Below are 21,394 nucleotides of genomic sequence, written 5' to 3'. Positions count from 1 at the left end.
CGTCAGGTCACTTCGCCGTGGCCATCAGGCCCAGGCGCTGGCCATCGTAGCGATCGCGCAACGGCCCCCACCACCATTCGCTGTCGAGATACCAGCGCACGGTCTTGGCGATCCCGCTGTCGAAATCCTCGGCCGCGCGCCAGCCCAGCTCGGTTTCGAGCCGCGTCGCGTCGATCGCGTAGCGGGCATCGTGGCCGGGCCGGTCGGTGACGAAGGCGATCAGGCTTTCGCGCGGGGCCGGCGCGGGAACCAGCTCGTCCAGCACGGCGCAGATCCGGCGCACCACGTCGATATTGCGCCGCTCGTTGCGGCCGCCGACGTTGTAGGTTTCGCCCGGGCGCCCACGCGCGATGATGAGATCGAGCGCGCGGGCATGGTCTTCCACGTAGAGCCAGTCGCGCACGTTCTCGCCCTTGCCGTAGACCGGCAGGCTCCGGCCGGCCAGCGCGTTGAGAATGGTCAGCGGGATCAGCTTCTCGGGGAAGTGATAGGGGCCATAATTGTTGGAGCAGTTGGAGACGACCACCGGCAGGCCGTAGGTCCGGTGCCAGGCCTTGGCGAGATGGTCGGACCCGGCCTTGGAGGCAGAATAGGGCGATGAGGGATCGTAGGGCGTATCCTCGCGGAACAGGCCTTCATCGCCGAGCGAGCCATAGACTTCGTCGGTCGAGACGTGGAGGAAGCGGAAGGCCTCCTTCGCCGCGCCGTCCAGCGCCGACCAGTAGGCGCGCGCCACCTCCAGCAGGGTGAAGGTGCCGATCACGTTGGTCTGGATGAATTCGGCCGCTCCGGTGATCGAACGATCGACATGGCTTTCGGCGGCAAGGTGCATGATCCGGTCGGGGCGGAAGCCGGCCACGGCCTGCTCCATCGCGGCCCGGTCGCAGATGTCGGCCTGGAGGAAGCGGTAGTTGGCCCGCCCCTCGACATCGCGCAGCGAGGCGAGGTTGCCGGCATAGGTCAGCTTGTCGACGTTGAGCACCTCGTAGCCCTGTTCGAGCACGAGGTGGCGCACCAGGGCCGAGCCGATGAACCCGGCCCCGCCGGTAACGATCACGCGCATGGCTGGCTCTCCATCCGGAAGTGGGCGGGCAGGTCGGCCAGCAGCGGCTGGACCCGGTCCTTGGCGGAAAGGGTTTCGGCATCGGCCAGCGCCGGCCAGGCGATGGCGATGGCCGGATCGTTCCAGGCCAGTCCCTTGTCATGCTGGGCCGAATAATATGCCGTGACCTTGTAGTTGATCACAGTATCGGGCTTCAGCGTGCAGAAGCCGTGGGCGAAGCCGGCGGGGATCCACAGCTGGTTGCCCTTTTCAGGGGTCAGTTCCACCGCCGCCCAGCGCCCGAAAGTGGCCGACCCGGCGCGCAGGTCCACCGCCACGTCGAACACGGCCCCGGCGGTGCAACGCACCAGCTTGCCCTGGGCAAAGGGCTCGGTCTGGAAATGCAACCCGCGAATGGTGCCCACCCGGCTGCTGAGCGATTCGTTCTCCTGCACAAACGTGGCCTCGCCGGCCTCCTGGCAAAACAGGTCAAGCCGGAAGATCTCGGCAAAATACCCCCGCTCGTCGCCGTGGCGGCGGGGGGTGATCTCGATCAGGCCGGGGATGGGGAGTTGCTGGAAGTTCACGTGTGGGGTCCTGGTCGGGTGGACGGGGTGCGGTGCGACCGGCCCATGGGCATGGCCTGACGGACAAGGGCCGTCCAGCCCTGTCGCACCCGCCGGCCCAGCTTCGCGATGGGAGAGCGTGCGGTCAGGTCGGCGTAGATCGCGATGAGGTCGCGGGCCTGGTCGTCGGCCGTACGCATCGGCGCGTCGGGCCTTGGAGGCGGGGCCTGGTAGCGGCCCGGGTCGGCATCGATGGCCGCAAGGGCCGCCGCGACCCCGGACACATCCTCCACCGGGACCACGAAGCCGTTGGTGCCGGGCACGACCGGGCTGCCCATGGCGCCACGGTTCCCGGCCACGACCCACAGGCCGTGGGCCAGCGCCTCGCGGCTGACGAGGCCGAAACTTTCGGGCCAGACCGACGGCGCCATCAGCACGTTCATCCGGGCATAGAATTCCGACAAACGGTCCGCGGGGATGCGGCCGATGATCGTCACCGGGGTGCTTCCCCAGCGGGTTTCCAGGCGAAATGCGGAATTCTGGTCGAGGTCGACGATGCTCAGGCTCAGATTGGCAAAGTTGCCCTGGCGCAGCGCGGCCTCGACCAGGTAGGCGCCCTTGTGCGGCTCAAGCCCGCCGATGTGACACAGTTCGACCCGCTCGCCCGGCGCCGCCCGGGGCGCCGGCGCGATCCGCGAGATGCCGTTGGCGACCACCTCGCAGGGAATACCGCAGGCGGCATAGATCGCCCCGAATTCCGGCGACTCCGCCAGCCGCCGCTCGGCGCCCAGCAAGGTTTCGCGCAAGCGCCGCGACCGCAGGATCGAGGCTGTGTGGTCGCGGTGGTCGCCGCGGCGCTGGTCGAACCAGTCGCGCGCCGGCAGGGCGGCACGGCCATCCGGCTCTGAGACGAACACGAAATCGGAGAGCCACCAACCGTCGTGCATGGTCACGATGTAGCGCACGCCCCGCCGGCGGCATTCCCGGGCAAGGCTGGCGGTCAGCCGCTGGAGGCAGTGGAAATGGACAAGGTCGGGCCGGAAGGCATCCAGCACGGCGCCGAACCGGGCGGCGGCCATGGCGCTGGCACCGCGCCAGTAGATGTCGGGCTCGATCGGCGTGGCCACCCGGAAAACCGGGATCCCGCGATAGGTGTCGACCGTGAACTGGCCGCAGGCCTCGTTGTACTCGTCCGAGGCGAAGGCGGCGAAGGTAAAGCGCTCGCGGTGGTGATCGAGGTAATAGTCGATGTTGTCGCAGAAAATGCGCGCGGCACCGCCGAACTGCTGCGGCGGCGCCCAGACGTTAACCATCAGGATCCGTGGCCGATCGGTTGCGGGATCGGCGGGGGGCGTCCGGGCCGGCGCGCAGGCGGGACTTGGCGCCCCGCTCGCGTCATGCGGCGGTGGCGGGGCGGAAAGGGCGTCGATCAGGGCGTTGGCGACGGCCGTCCCGGTATCGGCGTCCGGCGGCAGGTCCAGTGCGGGCACGCCGCGAGCCCGGGCTTCGGCGCTGATCGCATAGGGCCAGTCGGCCCCCGAAGGCACGGCCACCAGGTCGACCTCGGCCAGGAGGCGCGCCAGCAGCGGCAATTCCGGATCGCCGTCGATCCGCGACCACCGCCCGGCCAGTTCGCGCAGGGCCGGATGGCGGGCGAGATCCTCGGTGACGAGGAAGTGCAGGTCGCGCAGGTGCTTGCCCGCCGCGACCAGCCCCCAGGCCATGGCTGCGAGCTGGTCATTGTCGAGCAGGCCGCCCGGGGCAACCAGCACGGCCCGGCGCGCTCGCGGCCGGCCGCGCAGGTCGGCGGGCGGGCTGGCCAATACCGCTCGCGGGACATCGGGCGCGCAGGCGCACAGCGCTTCGAGCGCTCCGGCAAGGGTGGTGATGGCTTGGTCCGCGAAGCGGGCAACCAGAGCCAGCTCGCGCAGCGCCGCGCGGCGCAGCCAGGAATACTCCTGCGCCCGGTCCCCCCAGAGCGCGTGCTCGAGCGGCAGGCCTTCCCATTCCGCCAGGTCGCCCAGCCAGACGATGACCCGCTTGCCCAGCCGCCGTGCCGCCAGCATCGCGCGCTGCACTTCATAGGTGAAGGGCGCCTCGTGGAAGATCACCGTCTCGCTCGCCAGCATGGCGCCCAGGTATTCGCTGCGGTCGATCGCCCCGAGATCAAGCACCGTGAGGCCGGCGATCAGCCCCATGTCCTGCCGGGCGGGGGAGACGGGGCGGGCGCTGAACAGCAGGGTTGCGCCGCTTGTCGCGCCCATGCTGTGCGGTTTGGGTAGGCGCGCGGCGATGTCGCGTGCGAGCGCGTCCACTTCTGCGAACAGGTCGGCAGGCGGCGGCGCGCCGCGTTCCGCCTCGTTCAGCCGCCGTGTGCAGTCCTGTGACCACAGGTGCATGGCCAAATCGTGGCAGGTCCGCCACGGTGCGGTTTCTTGCCATGGTCCGGCGCCTTCGCGCAGGATCTCCAGCGCGCTGCGCCAGTCGCGCTCGGCCAGCAGCAGCCTTGCGGCGTTGATATGGCTCCAGCGGTTGGGGGCGGCCTGGGCGATGCCCGCGCGGTAATGGACCAGAGCCTGCGCCGGATCGCCCAGGTCCCGGGCCAGGTCGCCGAGGAGGTGGTGGATCCAGCCCGATGGCCCGTCATGGCCAAGCGCCTCGGTGAACAGGGCGCGCGCCTCATCGGTCCGTCCGTGAACCCGCCAGGCCCGTTCGGCCATCGCGGCAAGGAAATGGGCGCAGCCCGGGCCGGCAACATAGCGGCTCCGGTCGGGGGCCGCGGAATCGAGGAAGTCCGCCAGGACCGCCGCCCGGTCGAGCAGGGGGAAGCCATCGGAATCAGCATCGTCATCGGCATCCGGCGCGGCGTGGTTGCGCCAGGCCTCCCAGTCGAAACAGCTCGGGAAGGCATCGTTGCCCCAGATGCGGACCAGGGCGGCCCCTTCGCTGGGGGCTAGGCCGGCCTCAGACCCTTCGGCCAGGTAATGGCGATACAGCGCGGCGGGCGCCAGCAGCTCCAGCCCATCGGCTTGCCGGCGATACCAGGCGGGGTCGAAGGCCAGGCGCAGCGACAGCGCGGGCGTTCGCTCCAGGCCCTTCTCGCAGATGGCGAGGATGCAATCGGCCCGGCTTTCGACCGCATCGCACCAGCTCCGGTGCAGGGCGCCGAATTCGGCCGGCTGGATCTGCTCGATCCATGGGCCGGCGGCAAGCGCATGGCGGGCGAGGTAGAGCGACAGCGTGCTCTCGCCGGCGCGGTGCCGCACGGCCTCGGCCTCATCGAGCGTGATCCGCCCGGCAAGGCGGAGCCGCTCGAACTCGCCGGCGAGCACGTCGTTCATGCCGGCCGCTCTCCATCGGCGCCGCACAGCGGCATCGACCGGTAGATGTCGACCAGTTCGCGCGACTGGTCATCGGCCGACCGCATGGCCTCGGGGGCGGGTGGCGGCTGGCGGAAGCGGGCGCAATCGCCGTCGATCTGCGCCATAACTTGCGCGATCGCATCGGCATCGACCACCGGCACCACGAAGCCATTGGTGCCGTGGCGGATCGGTTCGGCCATTGCCCCGCGATCGCCGGTGACCACCCATAGGCCATGGGCCAAGGCCTCGCGGACCACCAGGCCGTAGCTTTCCTCGCAGGTGGAGGGCGCCAGCAACACGTCCATGGCGCCATAGAATTCGGCCAGTTCGTCGGGCGCCATCCGCCCGACCAGCGTGACCGGGGTTGTTCCCCAGCGCGTGTGGAAGCGGTAGTCCGGACCCTGGGCAAGGTCCACGATGGTCAGCGCGAGGTTGTCGAAGCGGTGGGCACGGGCTGCGGCTTCAACCAGGAAGGCCCCCTTGTGCGGCTCCAGCCCGCCCACGTGGCAGACTTGCACCCGGCCGCCCTCGCGCGGGCGGCGCGGCACCGGTGCCAGCCGCGAGACGCCGTTCTCGACCACCTCGACCGCGAAGCCGGCTTCGGCATAGGTTCGGGCAAAGCTGCGAGAGACCGACAGGCGCCGCTCGGCGCCGGCCAGGGCCGTTCGCAGGATCTGCGCGCGCAGGGCCGAGCCGCTTGCGCGAACCGTGCCGGAATGCGGCTGGGCGAAGAAGTCCTCGGTGACCGCCACAGGCATGGCATTGCTGTCGGCCAGGAAGAAATGATCCGACAGCCACCACCCGTCGTGGAGCGTGACAAGATAGGGAATGGTCCGGTCCCGGCAGGCCTCGGCCAGCCCCGCGCCCAGCCGCTGGAGGCAGTGCATATGGACGAAATCGGGGGCGAAACTATCAAGCACCGCGCCGAACCGGGCGGTGGCCTGGGCATTCAACGGCCGCCAATAGGCCTGTTCGCCCTGTGGCGGCGCCACCCGGAACACCGGCACGCCCCGGTAGCTGTCCACGCTGAACTGGCCGCTGGCGATGTTGTGCTCATCGCAGGCGAACATCGCCAGCTCGAACTCGTCGGCGTGGTTGTCGATGAAATAGTCGACATTGTCCTGCATCACCCGGGTGGCCCCGCCGATGACCTGCGGCGGCGCCCAGACATTGGTGAGCAGGATGCGGCGGCGGCGCGGGTTGGCTGGTCGGTCTGGCAGTGGCGGCACGATCGGGAGCGCGGCTGCTGGCGGTGCGGCGGGCCGGGCCGGGGTGCTGGTCGCGCGCAGGATCATGGCGCACAGGTCGTCGTCGGCCAGCGGCGTCTGCGCGGGCCAGGCCGCGTCGCTGGCGGCCTTGATCGGCACCACCAGCGCGGGGACGTCGTGCGCGCGGGCATCTTCCCAGGCGGCGAAAGGCGGTGTTGGCCCATCGGCCAGGGCCACCACCAGATCGGCCAGGCTGATCAACCGTGCCAGCGAGGGCAGTTGCGGATTGCCCTCGAGCACTGCGCGGCGCCCGGCCAGCGGGGTAAGCGCAGGCAGGGCGGCCAGCCGCTTGTCGACCAGGAATTGCAGCGCGGGATCGGCCTGTGCCGCGGCCACCAGCGCCTCGGCCACCGCCTCGAGCTGGCTGCGGCGCGGCGTGCCGGCGACGGTGACGATGATCTCCTTGCGCGCGCGGGTTGCGCCGCGCCGGGCCGGTTCGGCCCGCGTCAGATCGTGAATCGGCACCTGCGCCGCCGCGGCGCGCAGCAGCGGGGTGCAGCCGGCCAGAGTGACCACGATCCGGTCGCACCAGCGGGCAACCGTCGCCGCCTCGAACGCCGTGCCGGCTCGCAGCCGGCTGGTTTCCTCGCCCCCTTCGCCCCACAGCGTGGCCGCCAGGGGATGCCCGCCCCAGGCGGTCAGATCGCCCAGCCACAGGGTAACCGGCTTGCCCATCCGGCGCGCGAGCTGCAATGCGTGGAGCGCCGCGAACGAGAACGTCGGTTCGTGAAGGATGACCTCGCCATGGCGCAGCAGGGCGGCGAGATAGTCGGGCGTGCCGGGGGCAGCGATATCGACCACGGTGACCGTGCGGTGGAATTCCGCGTCCTGCCTGAGGGCGGAGGCCGGCCGCGAGGTCAGCACCAGCAGGCCTTCGCCTGGTCCCCGCACGGGCAGTGAATCGGGCACGCGACTGGCCACTTCCGCGAAGATCGCCTCGGCTTCAGCGAAATCGGCGTTGCCCGGCTGCCGGCCGATCCGCGCGGCGCAGTCGCGCGCCCAGGCATCCACCGCGCGCGTGTGCATGGCGCGCCAGGGCGCGGCCTCCTGCCAGGCCGCCCGGCCCTGGGCGAGGACCGCGAGGGCCAGGCGCCAGTCGCCCTGGTTCAGCAGGAGGTCGGCGGCGTTGACATGGCTCCAGCGATTGGGGGCGGGGGCGGCGATGCCCTTGCGGTAATAGACCGCCGCCTTGGCCGGCTCCCTGGCTTCGGCGGCCAGGTCGCCGAGCAGGTGATACACCCAGCCGTGGTCGCCCTCGATCCGCAAGGCCGCCTCGAGCAGCCGCGCGGCCTGTCCCCGCTGATTGCGGCGCCGCGCCCGGTCGGCGGCAATGCCGAGCAGGTGGGCCGAACCCTCGCCCGACAGCCACCGTTCTGGATCGGCTACGTCGGCATCGACAAAGGCCTGGAGCACCCGCAGCCGGTCAGCCCCGCCAAGCGCGGCCGTATGGCTGCCCTGCTCGCGCCAGGCTTCCCAGGCGAAGCATTCGGGATATTCGGGATGGCCCCAGAGCCGGTGAAGCGCCGCGGCCTCGGACGGGGCAAGGCCGGCCGACGAGCCTGTGGCCAGGTAATGGCGAAAGAGCCCGGCGGGATCGAGCCCGGCCAGCGAGGGCTGCCGCGTCCGGTAGAACGCGAGGTCGAACGGCGCGGCGAAGGCGAGGGCCGGCATCAGCGCCAGCCCCTGTTCGCACAGGGCCAGGATGCATTCGGCGCGATTGGCCACGGGGCCGGCCCAGGCCACGTGCATCGCGCGAAACTCGGGCACCACGATCTCGTCGACCCAGCGCCCGGCGGCGATCCGGTGGCGCGCGAGGAACAGGTCGAACGTCGAGGTTCCTCGGGCGTGCTGCCGGCTTTCCGCTTCGTTGAGGACTATGCGGCCTTCGGCCCGGAACCGCTCGAAATCCTCGACCAGCGGTTCAAGAAAAGGGCGGTAGCGGCGCCCCTCCCGGGCGCCGGTTCGCATATAATGATCAAGCGCGCGTTCCGGCGTGTCGATGATCTGCGCCACGTCGGGATTGTAGGCGAGATAGGATTCCGGCTGGAAATCCTCCGGGATTGCGCCGCATTCGGTTTGCAGCCGCGTTTCCAGCGCCAGGCGTGAGCCGAGCCGCCGTTCGCCCCGGCCATGCCGGTCGAAGTGGCGCCACAGCGCCTCGTCCGAGCCGAAGTGGCGCAGATCGGGGTAGAAGGCGCGGTAGAAGGCCGGATCGAAGCCTTGCAGGGCTTCATTGCGCCGCCCGCTGGCGCGGCCCAGCAGTCTGCGCCACAAGCTGCCCTGCGCCCGGCCCGCACGCGGCGCGGCCGGGGCGCCGGCCAGGCGCGCCGCCGCGACCGAGCCGGCAACCCAGTAATCGCCCTTGCGGGCAGCCTCGGCGATGGTCTCGCTGTCGGCATCGGGCAATTCGAGGATGACCGAGCGGCGGGTTCCGGCGATCGGATCAAGCTCGAAGATCTCGTCGCGCATCTGCGCGATGGTGGCGGCGTCAGGATCGGCAAACCGCGCGACGACCGGATCGCGCAGGGCATCGAACCGGCCGGTCATGGCCATCCACAGGAAGACGATGTCCTCGTCCCGCCCAGCGGCGAACTTTTCTACCCGCTGCGCCGGGGTTTCTCCGGGGAACGCCTCGCCTTCGCGCAGGTCGGGCACCAGCTTGCCGTCCTGCTCGACGTAGCCGAGGATCGGCAGTAGGCTGGGGTGCTTGAAGAACAGCTCGATCCAGGAGTAGCCGCGCAGGCCATCGGGCAGGCGCTCGACGGGAAGCACGGCCTCGTCGGCGAAGTGCACGTGCGGCAGGGCCGGGCCGCGATTGATCTCGTAATTGTCGTAGGTGGCGATCAGGTGGAGCACCATGGCCGGCGGGGCCAGGTCCCGGCCCTCCGCGATGGCCTGGACCAGCAGGGTGTTGAGCGCGCGCGGCACGGTTCCCGAATAGCCCACGTCGACCAGGGCGACCGACTTGCGCTCGAAGAAACCGATGTCCGTGAGATAGCGCTCGACCTGGCGGCGCCGGGCCACCACGGCATCGCGCACCGCGTCTTCCAGCCCATGGTGGCGATAGGCCTGAGCGACCCGGGCCGTGTCGGTGGTGGCCGTGAGGATGCCGGCGCCCAGTTCTTCGGGCACCTCCTCGATCCCCAGTAGCGCCGAAAGCTCGGCCGCGCTGGCCTTGCCCTCCTTGAGCCAGAAGGCAATGCCCACGGCCTGGGCCAGCCAATCGGCATGGCCGAAATCGACATTGGCCCAGCAGGTCAGCACCCGGTTGAGGTGAAGGTCGCTGTGGTCGGGAACCGGCAGGAACGCGTCCCGGAACGGCGAATTCCACGCCGCGAGGAACCGGCGGATGGCCAGCCCGTCGCGGGCGAGGAAATAGAGGTGCTCCACCCCCCGGCTGCGCGCATCGACCAGGACCGAGAAGAGGTGCGCCTTGACGACGTCGGCAACCTCTTCCTCGATGCGGTCGCGCTTGCCATAGGCCGAGCGTTCAAGCTCGAGCAGGCCGAACTGTTCGACATGGACGCAGGGCACGCCGGCATCGATGGCCATGGCGATGTCCGATTGGGCATTGTCGCCCACGTGGAGCATCTCGCGCGGCTCGATGCCGAGATCGGCGACCACGCGGCGGAACAGGTCGCCGGTCTGCTTGGTCAGGTTGACCTCGGCCGAGACGTAAAGGTGGTCGAAGAAGTGGAGGATGCCAAGCCTGGCGAGGATTTCCTCCATCTGCGCCCGGCTGAAATACATATCGGAGATCGCGGTGATGACCTTGCCCTGGTCCTTCAGCGCCTGGAGCAGTTCGGCCGCGCCATCCACCAGGCCAAGGTTGGCCAGTTCCATCGCGTGCTCGAAGTCGACGATCGCGCGGACCAGATCGGCCCGGCGGCCGCCCTCGACAACGCCCATGTCCTCGGCGAGCAGGCGGTCCCAGACCATGTCGACCGAAGGTTCCTGGATCGGCCGTTCGCTCGATTCCTTCAGCGCCGTGCCAGCGCGATAGCGCAGCGAGGCCATCTCCTCGGGGCTGCGTTCCCCGTGCTGGCCAAGCAGGGTCTGGGCATACATCCCGGCCGCCTGGTGGACGTCGTAGACGTGCAGGAACCGGCGCTTGATCAGCGTGTCGAACAAGTCAAACGATACATACCGATAGTCGCCGGCGTGGTGCCGGAAGTCGCCGATCGCTGCGATCTTGGCCATGGTAGTGAAAACGCTCCCTGACGTGGCGTGCGACCGCGATTGGCACCCCCTCCCAGCCGGCGGCGCTTCACGATCTCACTAAGGCTGCCGGTGTCCGGCTATCGACCGGGCGGCAGGATGCTGTTGGTCACGACCTCATGTTAGGCTGGCGCCTTGCCGCAGATCGGGGGGGGCTTCAAGGGGCATTGCGCCAGGCGACAGCCCGGGCCGTCCCTGTCCCCTCCATCGTTGACAGGCAGGGGCGGGGCGATCACCAGTCGGCCTTGGCACCGGTCTGGCTTGGCACCAGTCGGGTCTGGCACGATGACTGCGCGGGAAGGTATGTTCGCAAGAATTCGGAAATCCGTGCGCCTGCGCCTGCGCCGTCGGCGCGAACGTCGCCTGCTCGCGGGGTTCGATCCGGTCTGGTACCAGCGCCGCTATGCCGATCTTGCCGCGCTGCGCGGCATTGCCGAAGTGCGCCACCACTATCTCGCCCATGGCCTGGTCGAAGGGCGCCATGCCAGTGCCCAGGCCGAGGAAGAGGCGGAATACCACCGCTACCTGACCCCATCGCCGCAGTTCGACATCGCCGCCTATCGGCTGCTCAATCCTGATCTCGCCGGCGTCTTCCGCGAGGACCGCGACTTCATCCTGCACTATATCCGCAACGGGCGCGCCGAAGGCCGGCCGGCGGTGTTCCCTGCGGGCGAGGACGGCGATGACGCAGCCGATGGCGGGGGGCAGCCATGGACGCGGATCTTCTCGGTCGGGCACTACTGGTCATGGGTCGCCCAGGATGGGGCGGTCCCCCCGTTCGCCAGCCGGGCCGAGGCGCTGGCGCACTTTCGTGCCCATGGCATGGCCGCGCTCGCGCCGATCCACCTCGACCACCTGTTCGATCCGCGGTTCTACCGCGCCCACTACGGACTTTCGGAGCCCGACGACGCGGCGCTCTATGCCGACTGGCTTGACCACGGACTGCCGGAAGGGCGCGCGGCCAACGAGGCCCAGGCCCTGCTGCCGTTCATCGGCCATGCCGCCTTTCCCGAGCAGTTCGACTGGCGCGGCTATGCCCGCCTGCGCGGCCTGCCGGATGGCTCGCGCGTGGCCGCCCTCGCCGCCCTGTTCGAGGCCGAGCGACAGTGGGACGAGGTCGTTCCGCTGATCGCCGAGCCGCGGGCGGCGCTGCTGGTCCCGTTGCTTCGCCAGCGGCTGGCCCGCGACCAGGCGGCCGATGGCCTGACCCTGCTTGCCGCCTTTCCGGAAGAACCGGCCTGGCCGGCCGCGCTCCATGCCCTGCGCGGTGCCTTGCTCGACCGCCAGGGCCGCGCCGCCGAGGCGCTTGAGGCCTGCGATCATGCCCTGCGCCTCGGCGACGACAGCTGGGCCAATTTCGCCCGCGCGGTCAGGCTCGCCGCTGCCCTGGGCGACGGCGGGCGGGCCATCGCCCTGCTGCGCGCGCAGCGCCAGCGCTGGCTCGGCCAGGCGGACTACGCGGCCCTGGTCGAAACCACGGTCGACCGCCTGTTCGGCGCCGCCAGCGAGGCGGCCATGGCGGCGTTCCGGATCATGCCCGCCGCTGCGGCCGGCGAGGCCTTCACCGTGGCCCTGGCCGAACTGGCCCAGGCCATTGCCGATCTGGAGCCGGCGCCGGCCGGCCTGGTCCCGCCCGCCGATGGGCCGGTGGTGGTGCTGGGCAATGAAGCCGTGCGGCAATGCACCCATTACCGGCTGGAGCAGAAGGCCGAGCAGTTCGCCGTGGCCGGCATCGCGCTGCGGCGCCACGCCGCCGACGATGCCGCCGGCTTTATCGCCGACCTGCCGGGCGCCCGCGCGGCGATTTTCTATCGGGTGCCGGCCACGCCCGATGTCATGCGCGCGATCCTTGCCGCCCGCGCCATGGGCATCCCCACCTTCTACGAGATCGACGACCTGCTGTTCGATGCCGAGGTCTGCCCGCCGCCGCTGGCTTCGTTCGGCGGGCTGATCGGCGAGACGCAATGGGAAGGGATGCGCCATGCCGTGCCCCTGTTCCGCTTCGCCCTGGCCCTGTGCGACCGGGCCATCGCCTCCACTCCGGCGCTGCTGGCCCACATGGCGCCGCTGACCCGCGAGGGCACCGGGGTCGTGATCCGCAACGGCCTCGACAGCCGCAACCGCGCCGCCATCGCGCTGGGCGGGCGGCCGCGCGCGGCCTCGGGCCGCATCCGGATCTTCTACGGTTCGGGCACCCTGGCCCATGCGGAGGATTTCAGCACGATCGCCGCCCCGGCGCTCGCGCGGCTGATGGCCGGGCGCGACGAGGTTGACCTGGTCCTGGTCGGCCACGTGCCGCGCGATGCCGTGCTCGAGCCGTTCGGCGACCGGGTCCTGCGCTATCCGTTCATCGCGTCGATCACGGACTACTGGTCGGTCCTGGCCGCCTGCGATATCGCCCTGGCGGTGCTGGCGCCCGGCCGGTTCGAGGATGCCAAGAGCGAGATCAAGTGGCTCGAAGCCGCCGCCGCCGGCATTCCCACCGTCGCCAGCGCCACGGCCACCTTCCGCGAGGTTATCGTGCCGGGCGAAACCGGCCTGCTCGCCTCCAGCCCGGACGAGTGGCGCGTCGCGCTGGAGCAGCTCTGCGCCGATTCAGCCGCGCGCGAACGGATTGGCGCTGCCGCCCGCGCCCGGGCGCTGCACGACTATGCGCTGGAAGCCATCGGCGCGGCCTGGCCGGCGGTGTTCGCTCCCGCTCCCGCTCCCGCTCCCGCACCGGCCTCCGCCGCCGCCCCAGCTCCCCGGCGCCCGCGCGTGCTGGTGGTCAATGTCTTCTTCGCTCCGCAGTCGCTGGGCGGGGCGACCCGGGTGGTGGAAGACAATGTGCACCACCTGGCCGAGGACGGCGGGATCGACCTGGCGGTGTTCTGCCTCGATCACGGGTTCGGCCCGCCCGGCCGGCTGCGGACCACCGGGTTCGGTTCGGTCCCGGTCTATCGCGTGGCCCTGCCGCCCGGCGGCGAGGGGCTGATCGACGATCCGGCGGTCCTGCCGGCCTTTCGCCGGGTGCTGGACCTGTTCGCGCCCGATCTCGTCCATTTCCATTGTATGCAGCGCCTCACCGCCGCGCCGCTGCGCGAATGCCGCGATTCCGGCGTGCCCTATGTGGTCACCGCGCACGATGGCTGGTGGCTCTCGCCCCACCAGTTCCTGATGGACCAGGACGGCTTGCTGCGGTTGCCCGGGCCTGACCTGTTCGCCGGGCTGGCCCGGAGGCCGGCGGCCACCGCGGCGGCCCTGCGCCATCGCCAGCATCTCGCGCCCCTGCTGCTGGGTGCCGCGCGCCTGCTGACGGTGTCCGAGAAATTCGCGGAGATCTACCGGTCGGCCGGGCTGCCGGGGATCGAGGTGGTGGCCAATGGGCTGCCCGCGCTGCCCGCTCCGATTGCCGATCCCGATCCGCCGACGGGGCCGCTGCGCCTCGCCCACATCGGCGGGCGCGCCAGCCACAAGGGGGCCGACCTGGTCGAGGCGGCGCTGCGCCGTGGAGCCTATCCCAACCTGTCGCTGCTGATGGTCGATGGCCGCCTCCCGGCGGGCGAGACGGTCCGCACCCGGTGGGGCGCCAGCGAGGTCTGTCTCTCGGCCGAGTGGCCCCAGGCCGAGGTCGCGCGGCTCTACGGCCGGACCGACGTGCTGCTGGCGCCGTCGCGCTGCCCCGAAAGCTTCGGCCTGGTGACGCGCGAGGCGGAGCATTACGGCTGCTCGGTGGTCGCCTCCGACCTGGGGGCGATCGGGGCCGACGTGGTCCCCGAGCGCACCGGGTTTGTGGTCGATGTATCGGGCGCGGCCGATCTTCAGGCGGTCCTGGCGCGGCTCGACGCGACGCCCCAGACCTACCGTCGCGGCGTCATCGCCCCGCGCGCCGCCCCCGGACGCACCGCGCGCGACCAGGCCGCCGACCTGGCGCGGGTCTATCGGGAAATCGTGGCGGCCACCCCGTGCCGTGCCCCGGCCCGCGCCCCGCGCCGACCAGCATGATGGCGCGCTTCGGGGAGGCGGCTCGCTGCTTGCCAAGGGGCGGCATGGCGGCTAACCGGGCGGCCTTGGCCAAGGCAGTGTGACAAAACCCCATCCCATGACCAGCACTTCACAAGCAGACGGGGCGGAAGCAGCCCGCCCCGCGTCATGGCTGGGCAACCTTGTCAGGCGTAACAAGTGGTTCGTCCTGTTCGTGATCCTGCCGGTGCTGGTGGCCTCCGGCTACTACGGCCTCATCGCCAGCGACCGCTACATTTCCGAATCCCGCTTCGTCATCAAGTCGCCGGGCCAGCGCCAGCCGCAGTTGAGCACGCTCGCCAATCTGATCCAGACCTCGGGCCTCAGCGCCGGGCAGGAGCAGGCCAACGAGGTGATGGAATATCTGCGCTCGCGCGATGCCCTGGCCGCGCTCGACAAGCGCATCGCCTTTGCCAAGCGCTATGAACCGAGCAGCGCCGATGCCTGGTCACGGTTCCCGGGGCCGTTTTCCAGCGGCACCTTCGAGGATCTCTACAAGTATTACCAGCGGGCCGTTTCGGCCAACAGCGATCACGAGACCGGCGTTGTCGTGCTCAGCGTCTGGGGCTTCTCCCCGCAGGACGCGCAGCGGGTGAATGGCGAACTGCTTCGTCTCGGCGAGGAAATGGTCAATCGGCTGAACGATCGCGCCCAGAGCCACGGGATCGAGGAAGGCGAACGCCGCGTCGCCCTGGCCGAGGCCCGGGTCCGCAAGGCGCGGCTGGCCATGCGCGAATATCGCAATGCCGCCGAGCTGCTCGATCCCGCCAAGCAGGCCGCCGGCGTGCTGGAGGTGACCAACCGGCTCGTATCCGAACAGGCGGGCCTGCGTGCCCAGCTTGAGGAGATGGAACGGGTCGCCCCCGAAAATCCGTCGATCCCCACGCTGCGCGCGCGCATCGCCACGATCGGCAACCAGATCGCGCTGCAGAGCGGGCGGGTTGCCGGCACCCAGGGCGGTATTGCCTCGAAGCTGGGCCAGTATGAAAACCTGCTGGCCGAGCAGGAATTCTCCCAGCAGATGCTCACCGCCGCCAGCGCCTCGCTCGAACAGGCGCGCAGCGAGGCGCAGAAGCAGCAGTTCTACCTCGAACGCGTGGTCGAGCCGAACCTGCCGGACGAGCCGCAGTTGCCCCACCGCCTGCGCCAGATCCTGTCCGTCGCGGGCGTCTCGCTGTGCCTCTACCTGATCGGCTGGATGCTGGTGGTCGGCATTCTCGAGCATTCGCCGGACAGTTGATCGTGGCCTCCCTGCGCGAAGGAACCCGGATCCAGTTCCGCGTGATCACGGCCCTGATGATCCGCGAGCTGACCACGCGGTTCGGGCGCGAGAACATCGGCTTCCTGTGGATCATGGCCGAGCCGCTGCTGTTCGGCTCGCTGGTCTCGATCATGTGGACGATCATGAAAGGGCCGGAGGAACATGGCGTCAGCGTGGTCGCCTTCGTGATCACCGGCTACCTGCCGCTGACCCTGTTCCGCAACTCGGTCAACCGCGCGGTTAGCGTGTTCCAGGTCAATTCCAGCCTGATGTACCACCGCCAGATCAAGATCCTCGACTTCATCTTCGTGCGCGTGCTGGTGGAGGTGGTGGGCACCTTGATGGCCTACCTGTTCGTGGCCGTGGTGCTGATCTATTTCGACCTATTTCCGGTCCCGGCGGACCTGGGCATCTTCGTGGCGGGCTTCCTGCTCTACAGCCTGTTCACCCTGTCGCTGTGCCTGGTCATCGCGCCGGCCTCCGAGATGTCGAGCGCGCTGGAAAAGTTCATGCCGGTGACCACCTACATCATGATCCCGGTGTCGGGCACCTTCAACATGGTCTCCTGGCTCACCCCGGCCGCGCGCGAATACCTGCTGTGGTCACCGCCGGTCAACGCGATGGAGATGATGCGCGCGGGCATCTTCGGCGATCAGGTGGCGCCCTATTATGGCTTCGCGGTGCCGCTGCTGGTGCCGATGGTGCTTTCGCTGCTCGGCCTGTTCCTGTGCCGCATCGTTCGCAATCACCTGGAGGTGGAATGATCACGGCCCGGAACCTGAAGAAATCCTACCCGATGGGGCGCGGCCGCAAGGTCGTGCTCGACGGGCTGGATTTCACCGTCGGCCGACATGACAAGGTCGGCCTGCTCGGCCGCAACGGCGCCGGCAAGACCACGCTCATCAAGTTGATCGGCGGCGTCGAGATGCCCACTTCCGGGCGGATCGAGCGTGACATGACCGTGTCCTGGCCGCTGGGCTTCGGCGGCGGCTTCCAGGGCAGCCTCACCGGCTACGACAATGCCCGCTTCATCGCCCGCATCTACGGGCGCGACTATCGCGACCTGCGCGAATTCGTCGAGGATTTCACCGAGCTGGGCAAGCAGTTGCAGATGCCGGTGAAGACCTATTCCTCGGGGATGCGGGCGCGGCTGGCCTTCGCCCTGTCGCTGGCGATCGAGTTCGATTGCTACATGATCGACGAGATCATCCTGGTCGGCGACCAGAACTTCCACCGCAAGTGCCACTACGAATTGTTCGACAAGCGGGCCGACCGGGCCATGCTGCTGGCCTCGCACAGCCCCGACGTGATCCGCGAATTCTGCAACCGCGCCATGGTCCTCCACCAGGGCCAGGGCACGATCTACGACGATGTGAACGAAGGCCTGGCGGTCTACGCCCAGTTGTAACGGTCAGGCGCGGTAGCGGCGCCCCTCCGCGCGGCCGTGCTTCTCGAAGTGGGCCAGCGGATCGTCGCCGGCCGCGGCAACATCTGGGTTGAGCGCCAGGTAGGCCTGCGGATCCCAGCCTTCGGGCAGGTCGGCGCGCCGGGCCGGGGCGAGCAGCCGCTTGAGCCAGGAAGCCTTGCGCCGCGCCGGCACGGCCCGCGCCTGGGGCAGCACCGCCTCGCCCAGCAGCCGGTTGGGCACCAGCTCGCCTGTGGCGATGTCGGTGATCGCGCGCAGGTCGAGCAGGCCAAGCGGCTCGTCGGAAAAGGCCGGCGTGTAGTAGAGGCAGTCCTCGAAATAGTAATGCGTTACCTGCGACCAGCGGGTGAGGGTGGGATCGGTCTGCGGGCTGCCGCCGTGGAGCAGGTTAGCCGCCCAGATCAGCGCCTGGCCCTTGCGCGCGAGGAAGGTTTCGGGCGCCGTGCCGCTGGCCTCCGCCTGGGCCTGCCAGGCCGCCTCGAACGGGTCCTGCGCGGAATGAAGCCGGGTTTGCCACCCGCGCCGGCCGACCATGGCATTGGTGATGATCGGCCAGCGGTGCGATCCGGGCAGGTAGTTGAGCGGCCCGGCCTCGGCGCGGATGTCCTCCAGCGCCACCCACACGCCGCACATGAAGCGCTCGGGCTGGCTGGAGAAATGCGCGGCGTCGCTGTGCAGCGCCTGCTGGGTGCCGACCGGGAAGTTCAGCGTCTGGAAGGGGAAGGCCCGCCGCCCGTAAAGCCGCGAAAGCAACGAGAGCACCGCGCCATTCGCCGCGATAGCGCCCACGTCGGGTTGGAATTGCCAGGCGTCCTGGATCCGGTGGTGCCCGGGCGCCTTGGGCGCCGCGGCATCGGCCGGGTCGATCCCGAAGCGCGGGGCCAGGTCGGCCGTGATCCGCTCGATCCGGGCGTCAAGCTCGGCGTCGGGGAAATCGATCACCGCATAGCCGCGCGTGTTGAGCTGCCGGGCCACCTCCTGCTCCGCCGCGCTCAGGCCCATCTCGGGCAGCAGGCGCTCGAACAGGGGCGATTCCACCGGCGGAATGCCGGGAAGCACATTGCCGGCCAGCGCGGCAGCAGGGGCGCCTGTAAGCATCATCGCGGATCGTCCATCCTGAAGGCCATCGCATATTGGTCGCTCGCCCGGTCCAGCCGGGGGTGGTGCAGCGGGTCGATGAAGGTGGCCGTGCCCCAGCGCTCCTGCAACACCTTCAGCTCGGCCAGGTAGCGCTGGTTGTGCTCGGGCGAGAAGTCGTCGCCGCGCGAAACGGATTCGTGGTGGAACAGCCGGGCCGTGGGCACGTAGAAATTGGTCCAGCCCGCCGCCCGCAGCTTGAGGCACAGGTCCACGTCGTTGTAGGCGATCGCCAGGTGGTCCTCGTCCAGCCCGCCTATCGTCTCCAGCTTGCGCTTTCCCACCACCAGGCAGGCCGCGGTCACCGCAGTTGCCTCGCGGGCCACGTGGGCCTGGGCGAAATAGCCGGCCTCGCCCTCGGGCAGCAGGCGGTGGGCATGGCCGGCGGCATTGCCCATGCCGATCACCACTCCGGCGTGCTGGATCGAGCCATCGGGATAGAGCAGCTTGGCCCCCACCGCTCCCGCCTCGGGGCGCACCGCCTGGCGCATCAGCTCGTCCAGCCACTGCGGGGCGATCACCTCGGTGTCGTTGTTGAGCAGGCAGACATAGTCGCCCCGGGCCGCCTCGATCGCCCGGTTGTTGATGGCCGAGAAATTGTAGGGCCGCGGGTCGGCCAGCACCTTCACCGCCGGGTGCGCGGCATAGTCGGCGAAGCAGGCGAAGGTCGCGGCCTCCTCGCTGTTGTTGTCGACCACCAGGATCTCGAAGGCCGGCCAGGTCGTCTTGCCCAGCACGCTGTCAAGGCAGGCGCGCAGCAGGTGGGCCTTGTCGCGGGTGGGGATCACGATGCTGACCAGCGGAGGCTGGGCGGGCAGGGGCCAGATCGCGCGGTGGGTGCCGAAGGGGCCGGCCTCGGCATCGGCGCACAGCGGGGCAAGATGGCGGCGCAGGACCGCAACCCGGTTGGCCTGCCCCGGCTCGGCTTCGCGCTGCCCGAGGTGGACCTGGACATGGGGCAGGTGGATCACCGGGGGGGCCGGATCGTGGGTCAGTTCGAGCAGTAGGGCATAGAGCGGCGCGCGCCGCTGGGCCGGGTCGAGCGGGAGCAGCGCGCGCCCCGCTTCCACCGGCACGAGGCAGCAGGAAGAAAGGTAGTCCTGCGAAAGCAGCAGTTCGCGCTGCCACGCCGGCTTGAACCACGGCGCGGATCGTTCGCCGTCCGGCGCGATCAGGTCTTCGTCGGCATAGGCCAGGGTTGCGGGAGGGGTGGCGCGAACCGCTTCTGCCCAGCGCAGCAGGGCCGGCCCGGGCAGGATCGCGCCCGGCGCCAGCGGCAGCAGGTGCGAGCCGCGCGCCGCGGCCAGAGCGGCTTCCAGCGCGGTCGCACCGCGCGCCACGGCGATCGGCCGGATGCGCGGATCGTCGGGCAAGCCGGCCGTCGATCCGTCGCCGCAGACCAGCAGTTCCCATTCGGCCCAGGGCTGGCCCAGGATGCTGGCGATCTGGGCGGCCAGGGCTGCGGGCGGCTCGGCGCCGGTTTCCACGAACAGCGAAAGCGTGGGGCGGTCGGGCCAGCCGGCGCTCTCGGCCGCCAGTCGTTCCACCTCTGCGCCGTTGCGCTCGACCAGCCGGGTCCAGCGCATATAGGCGTCGCTGGCCGTGTGCCAATCGCGCCGCAGGCAGTGGATCGCGCGCAGGCGGCGGCGGGTGAGGTGCCAGTAGAGGCCGGTCAGCGCCTGAAGCGGCCGCCACCGCAGCGTTTCCATGAACTCGCGATAGAAAGGGCTCATGCGGCGGCGGTTTCGTCCAGGCGGGGCCGCTGGGCCGGGCGGTCCCTGGCCCGGTCGCGGCAGCTTGGGCAGCGTCTAGGGTTGTCGCTGAAAAAGCACAAGCAGAGGCGGCAATATTAAGGCCGCGCGGGTTTAGCATTTGCATGGTCGGGACGGAATGATAATGGCCCGCGTCAATGCGTGCACAAATCTTCCGTCCCCGCGGCAAAGTCGGCGAACGCGCACGATTTTCTCCGTTCAGCCCCATTCTTGCCGGCGTCGCGCTTGTCGCCTCGCTGCTGGGGGGCTGCGCGCTCATGCCGTCCAGCGGGCCGACCTCGGGCCAGATCCGGGCCGATGCCCGCGCGCGGGACCAGAAGCTGGCCTTCGATATCGTCGAAGTGGGCGATCTCGCCACGCTGCCCCCCGCGCCAGCGGTGCCGGGCGTGTTCCAGCCGGAACGCTATGTCCCGCCCACCAACCTGATCGCGCCGGGCGACCTGCTCGAGATCGCGGTCTACGAATCCGGGGTCACCCTGTTCGGCGGCACCAAGGGCGCTTCGGCCGCCGCGGCCGCCGGCTTCGATTCCACCGCCCAGGTCGAACGCCTGCCCCCCGTCCGGGTAGATGACATGGGCGCGATCCGCCTGCCCTATATCGGGCGCCTGGTGGTGGCCGGCCTCACCTCGACCGAGCTCGAGGCCAAGGTCCGGGCCGGCTACAAGGGGATGTCGCAGAACCCGCAGGTGATGGTCGCCATCCGCGAATCGATCGGCAACAGCGTGATCCTTTCGGGCGAGGTGGCCCGCCCGGGCCGGCTGGTCCTGCCGACCAACACCGAGACCCTGTCCGACGTGCTGGCGCTTGCCGGCGGCTACCGGGGCGAGGTCAAGGACCTGTCGCTCCGCGTGGTCCGCCAGGACCAGACCGTGGAACTGCGCCTGGCCGACGTGATGGCCCATGGTGAGCGCGATATGCGGATCTATCCGGCCGACCGGATCGCCGTGGTCCGCGCCCCGCGCACCATCGCGGTCATGGGGGCGCCCGGCCGGGTCGAGCAGATGGCCTTCTCCGGGCCGACCATTTCGCTCGCCGAGGCTCTCGCCCAGGCCGGCGGGTCCAATCCCGGCGCGGGCAATGCCGCCGCGGTCTTCGTCTTCCGCTTCGAGAAGGACGCCGCGGGCGCCGAGAAGCCGATCGCCTATCACGTCAACATGATGCGCGCCTCGGGCTATTTCCTGAGCCAGCGCTTCGTCATGCGCGACAAGGACGTGCTCTACGTCGGCAATTCCGAGGCCAACCAGCCGAGCAAGGTGGTGTCGCTGGTCAGCCAGTTGTTCGGGCCGCTGGTCGTCCTCAACAGTGTCGTCAACTGATCCGGCGCGGGCGCCGGAACCCTC

The 21,394-nt window shown here is 69.9% G+C and carries 11 protein-coding genes; 5 read left to right on the top strand and 6 right to left on the bottom strand.

Annotated elements, in window-relative coordinates; translation table 11 throughout:
- Window positions 1-7: 7 nt before the first annotated feature.
- The 4 genes from rfbB to ACFOD9_RS03310 are packed head-to-tail and all read right to left on the bottom strand — an operon-like array spanning window position 8 to window position 10,438.
- Window positions 8-1,063 (bottom strand): dTDP-glucose 4,6-dehydratase, encoded by a 1,056-nt coding sequence (rfbB, locus tag ACFOD9_RS03325; RefSeq protein ID WP_379508660.1) that lies wholly within the window; start codon window positions 1,061-1,063, stop codon window positions 8-10.
- On the bottom strand, window positions 1,054-1,629 hold the full coding sequence (gene rfbC / locus ACFOD9_RS03320) for a dTDP-4-dehydrorhamnose 3,5-epimerase (RefSeq protein ID WP_379508659.1): 576 nt from the start codon (window positions 1,627-1,629) through the stop codon (window positions 1,054-1,056). Before rfbC ends, rfbB begins: the two co-directional genes overlap by 10 nt.
- Window positions 1,626-4,949, bottom strand: coding sequence for a glycosyltransferase (locus ACFOD9_RS03315; RefSeq protein WP_379508658.1), 3,324 nt, complete (start codon window positions 4,947-4,949; stop codon window positions 1,626-1,628). Before ACFOD9_RS03315 ends, rfbC begins: the two co-directional genes overlap by 4 nt.
- Window positions 4,946-10,438, bottom strand: a complete 5,493-nt coding sequence (locus tag ACFOD9_RS03310) for an HAD-IA family hydrolase (RefSeq protein WP_379508657.1) — start codon at window positions 10,436-10,438, stop codon at window positions 4,946-4,948. The genes ACFOD9_RS03315 and ACFOD9_RS03310 overlap by 4 nt, the downstream gene beginning before the upstream one ends.
- Window positions 10,439-10,759: 321 nt before the next feature.
- On the opposite strand from ACFOD9_RS03310, the gene ACFOD9_RS03305 reads away from it, so the two are divergent.
- The 4 genes from ACFOD9_RS03305 (at window position 10,760) to ACFOD9_RS03290 (ending at window position 17,127) form a co-directional block, all read left to right on the top strand.
- Complete coding sequence (locus ACFOD9_RS03305; RefSeq protein ID WP_379508656.1) at window positions 10,760-14,440, top strand: glycosyltransferase; 3,681 nt, start codon at window positions 10,760-10,762, stop codon at window positions 14,438-14,440.
- Window positions 14,441-14,537: 97 nt separating this feature from the next.
- Window positions 14,538-15,698 carry a Wzz/FepE/Etk N-terminal domain-containing protein gene (locus ACFOD9_RS03300; protein WP_379508655.1) on the top strand — a complete coding sequence of 387 codons (1,161 nt, stop codon included), beginning with the start codon at window positions 14,538-14,540 and terminating at the stop codon, window positions 15,696-15,698.
- A gap of 2 nt (window positions 15,699-15,700) precedes the next feature.
- Window positions 15,701-16,483: an ABC transporter permease gene (locus ACFOD9_RS03295; protein ID WP_379508694.1), complete on the top strand. Its 783-nt coding sequence runs from the start codon at window positions 15,701-15,703 to the stop codon at window positions 16,481-16,483.
- Window positions 16,480-17,127 (top strand): ABC transporter ATP-binding protein, encoded by a 648-nt coding sequence (locus ACFOD9_RS03290; RefSeq protein WP_379508654.1) that lies wholly within the window; start codon window positions 16,480-16,482, stop codon window positions 17,125-17,127. Before ACFOD9_RS03295 ends, ACFOD9_RS03290 begins: the two co-directional genes overlap by 4 nt.
- Window positions 17,128-17,130: 3 nt before the next feature.
- On the opposite strand, the gene ACFOD9_RS03285 is transcribed toward ACFOD9_RS03290, so the two are convergent.
- Window positions 17,131-18,246, bottom strand: a complete 1,116-nt coding sequence (locus ACFOD9_RS03285) for a phytanoyl-CoA dioxygenase family protein (protein WP_379508653.1) — start codon at window positions 18,244-18,246, stop codon at window positions 17,131-17,133.
- Complete coding sequence (locus tag ACFOD9_RS03280; RefSeq protein WP_379508652.1) at window positions 18,243-20,015, bottom strand: glycosyltransferase family 2 protein; 1,773 nt, start codon at window positions 20,013-20,015, stop codon at window positions 18,243-18,245. The genes ACFOD9_RS03285 and ACFOD9_RS03280 overlap by 4 nt, the downstream gene beginning before the upstream one ends.
- 296 nt (window positions 20,016-20,311) lie before the next feature.
- On the opposite strand from ACFOD9_RS03280, the gene ACFOD9_RS03275 reads away from it, so the two are divergent.
- Window positions 20,312-21,370 carry a polysaccharide biosynthesis/export family protein gene (locus tag ACFOD9_RS03275; protein ID WP_379508651.1) on the top strand — a complete coding sequence of 353 codons (1,059 nt, stop codon included), beginning with the start codon at window positions 20,312-20,314 and terminating at the stop codon, window positions 21,368-21,370.
- Window positions 21,371-21,394: the final 24 nt, after the last annotated feature.

It is taken from the genome of Novosphingobium bradum, assembly GCF_042646485.1.
Classification (GTDB): domain Bacteria; phylum Pseudomonadota; class Alphaproteobacteria; order Sphingomonadales; family Sphingomonadaceae; genus Novosphingobium; species Novosphingobium bradum.
Note: the sequence above shows the minus strand (reverse complement) of the source record. Positions and strands in the feature narration are given on the sequence as shown.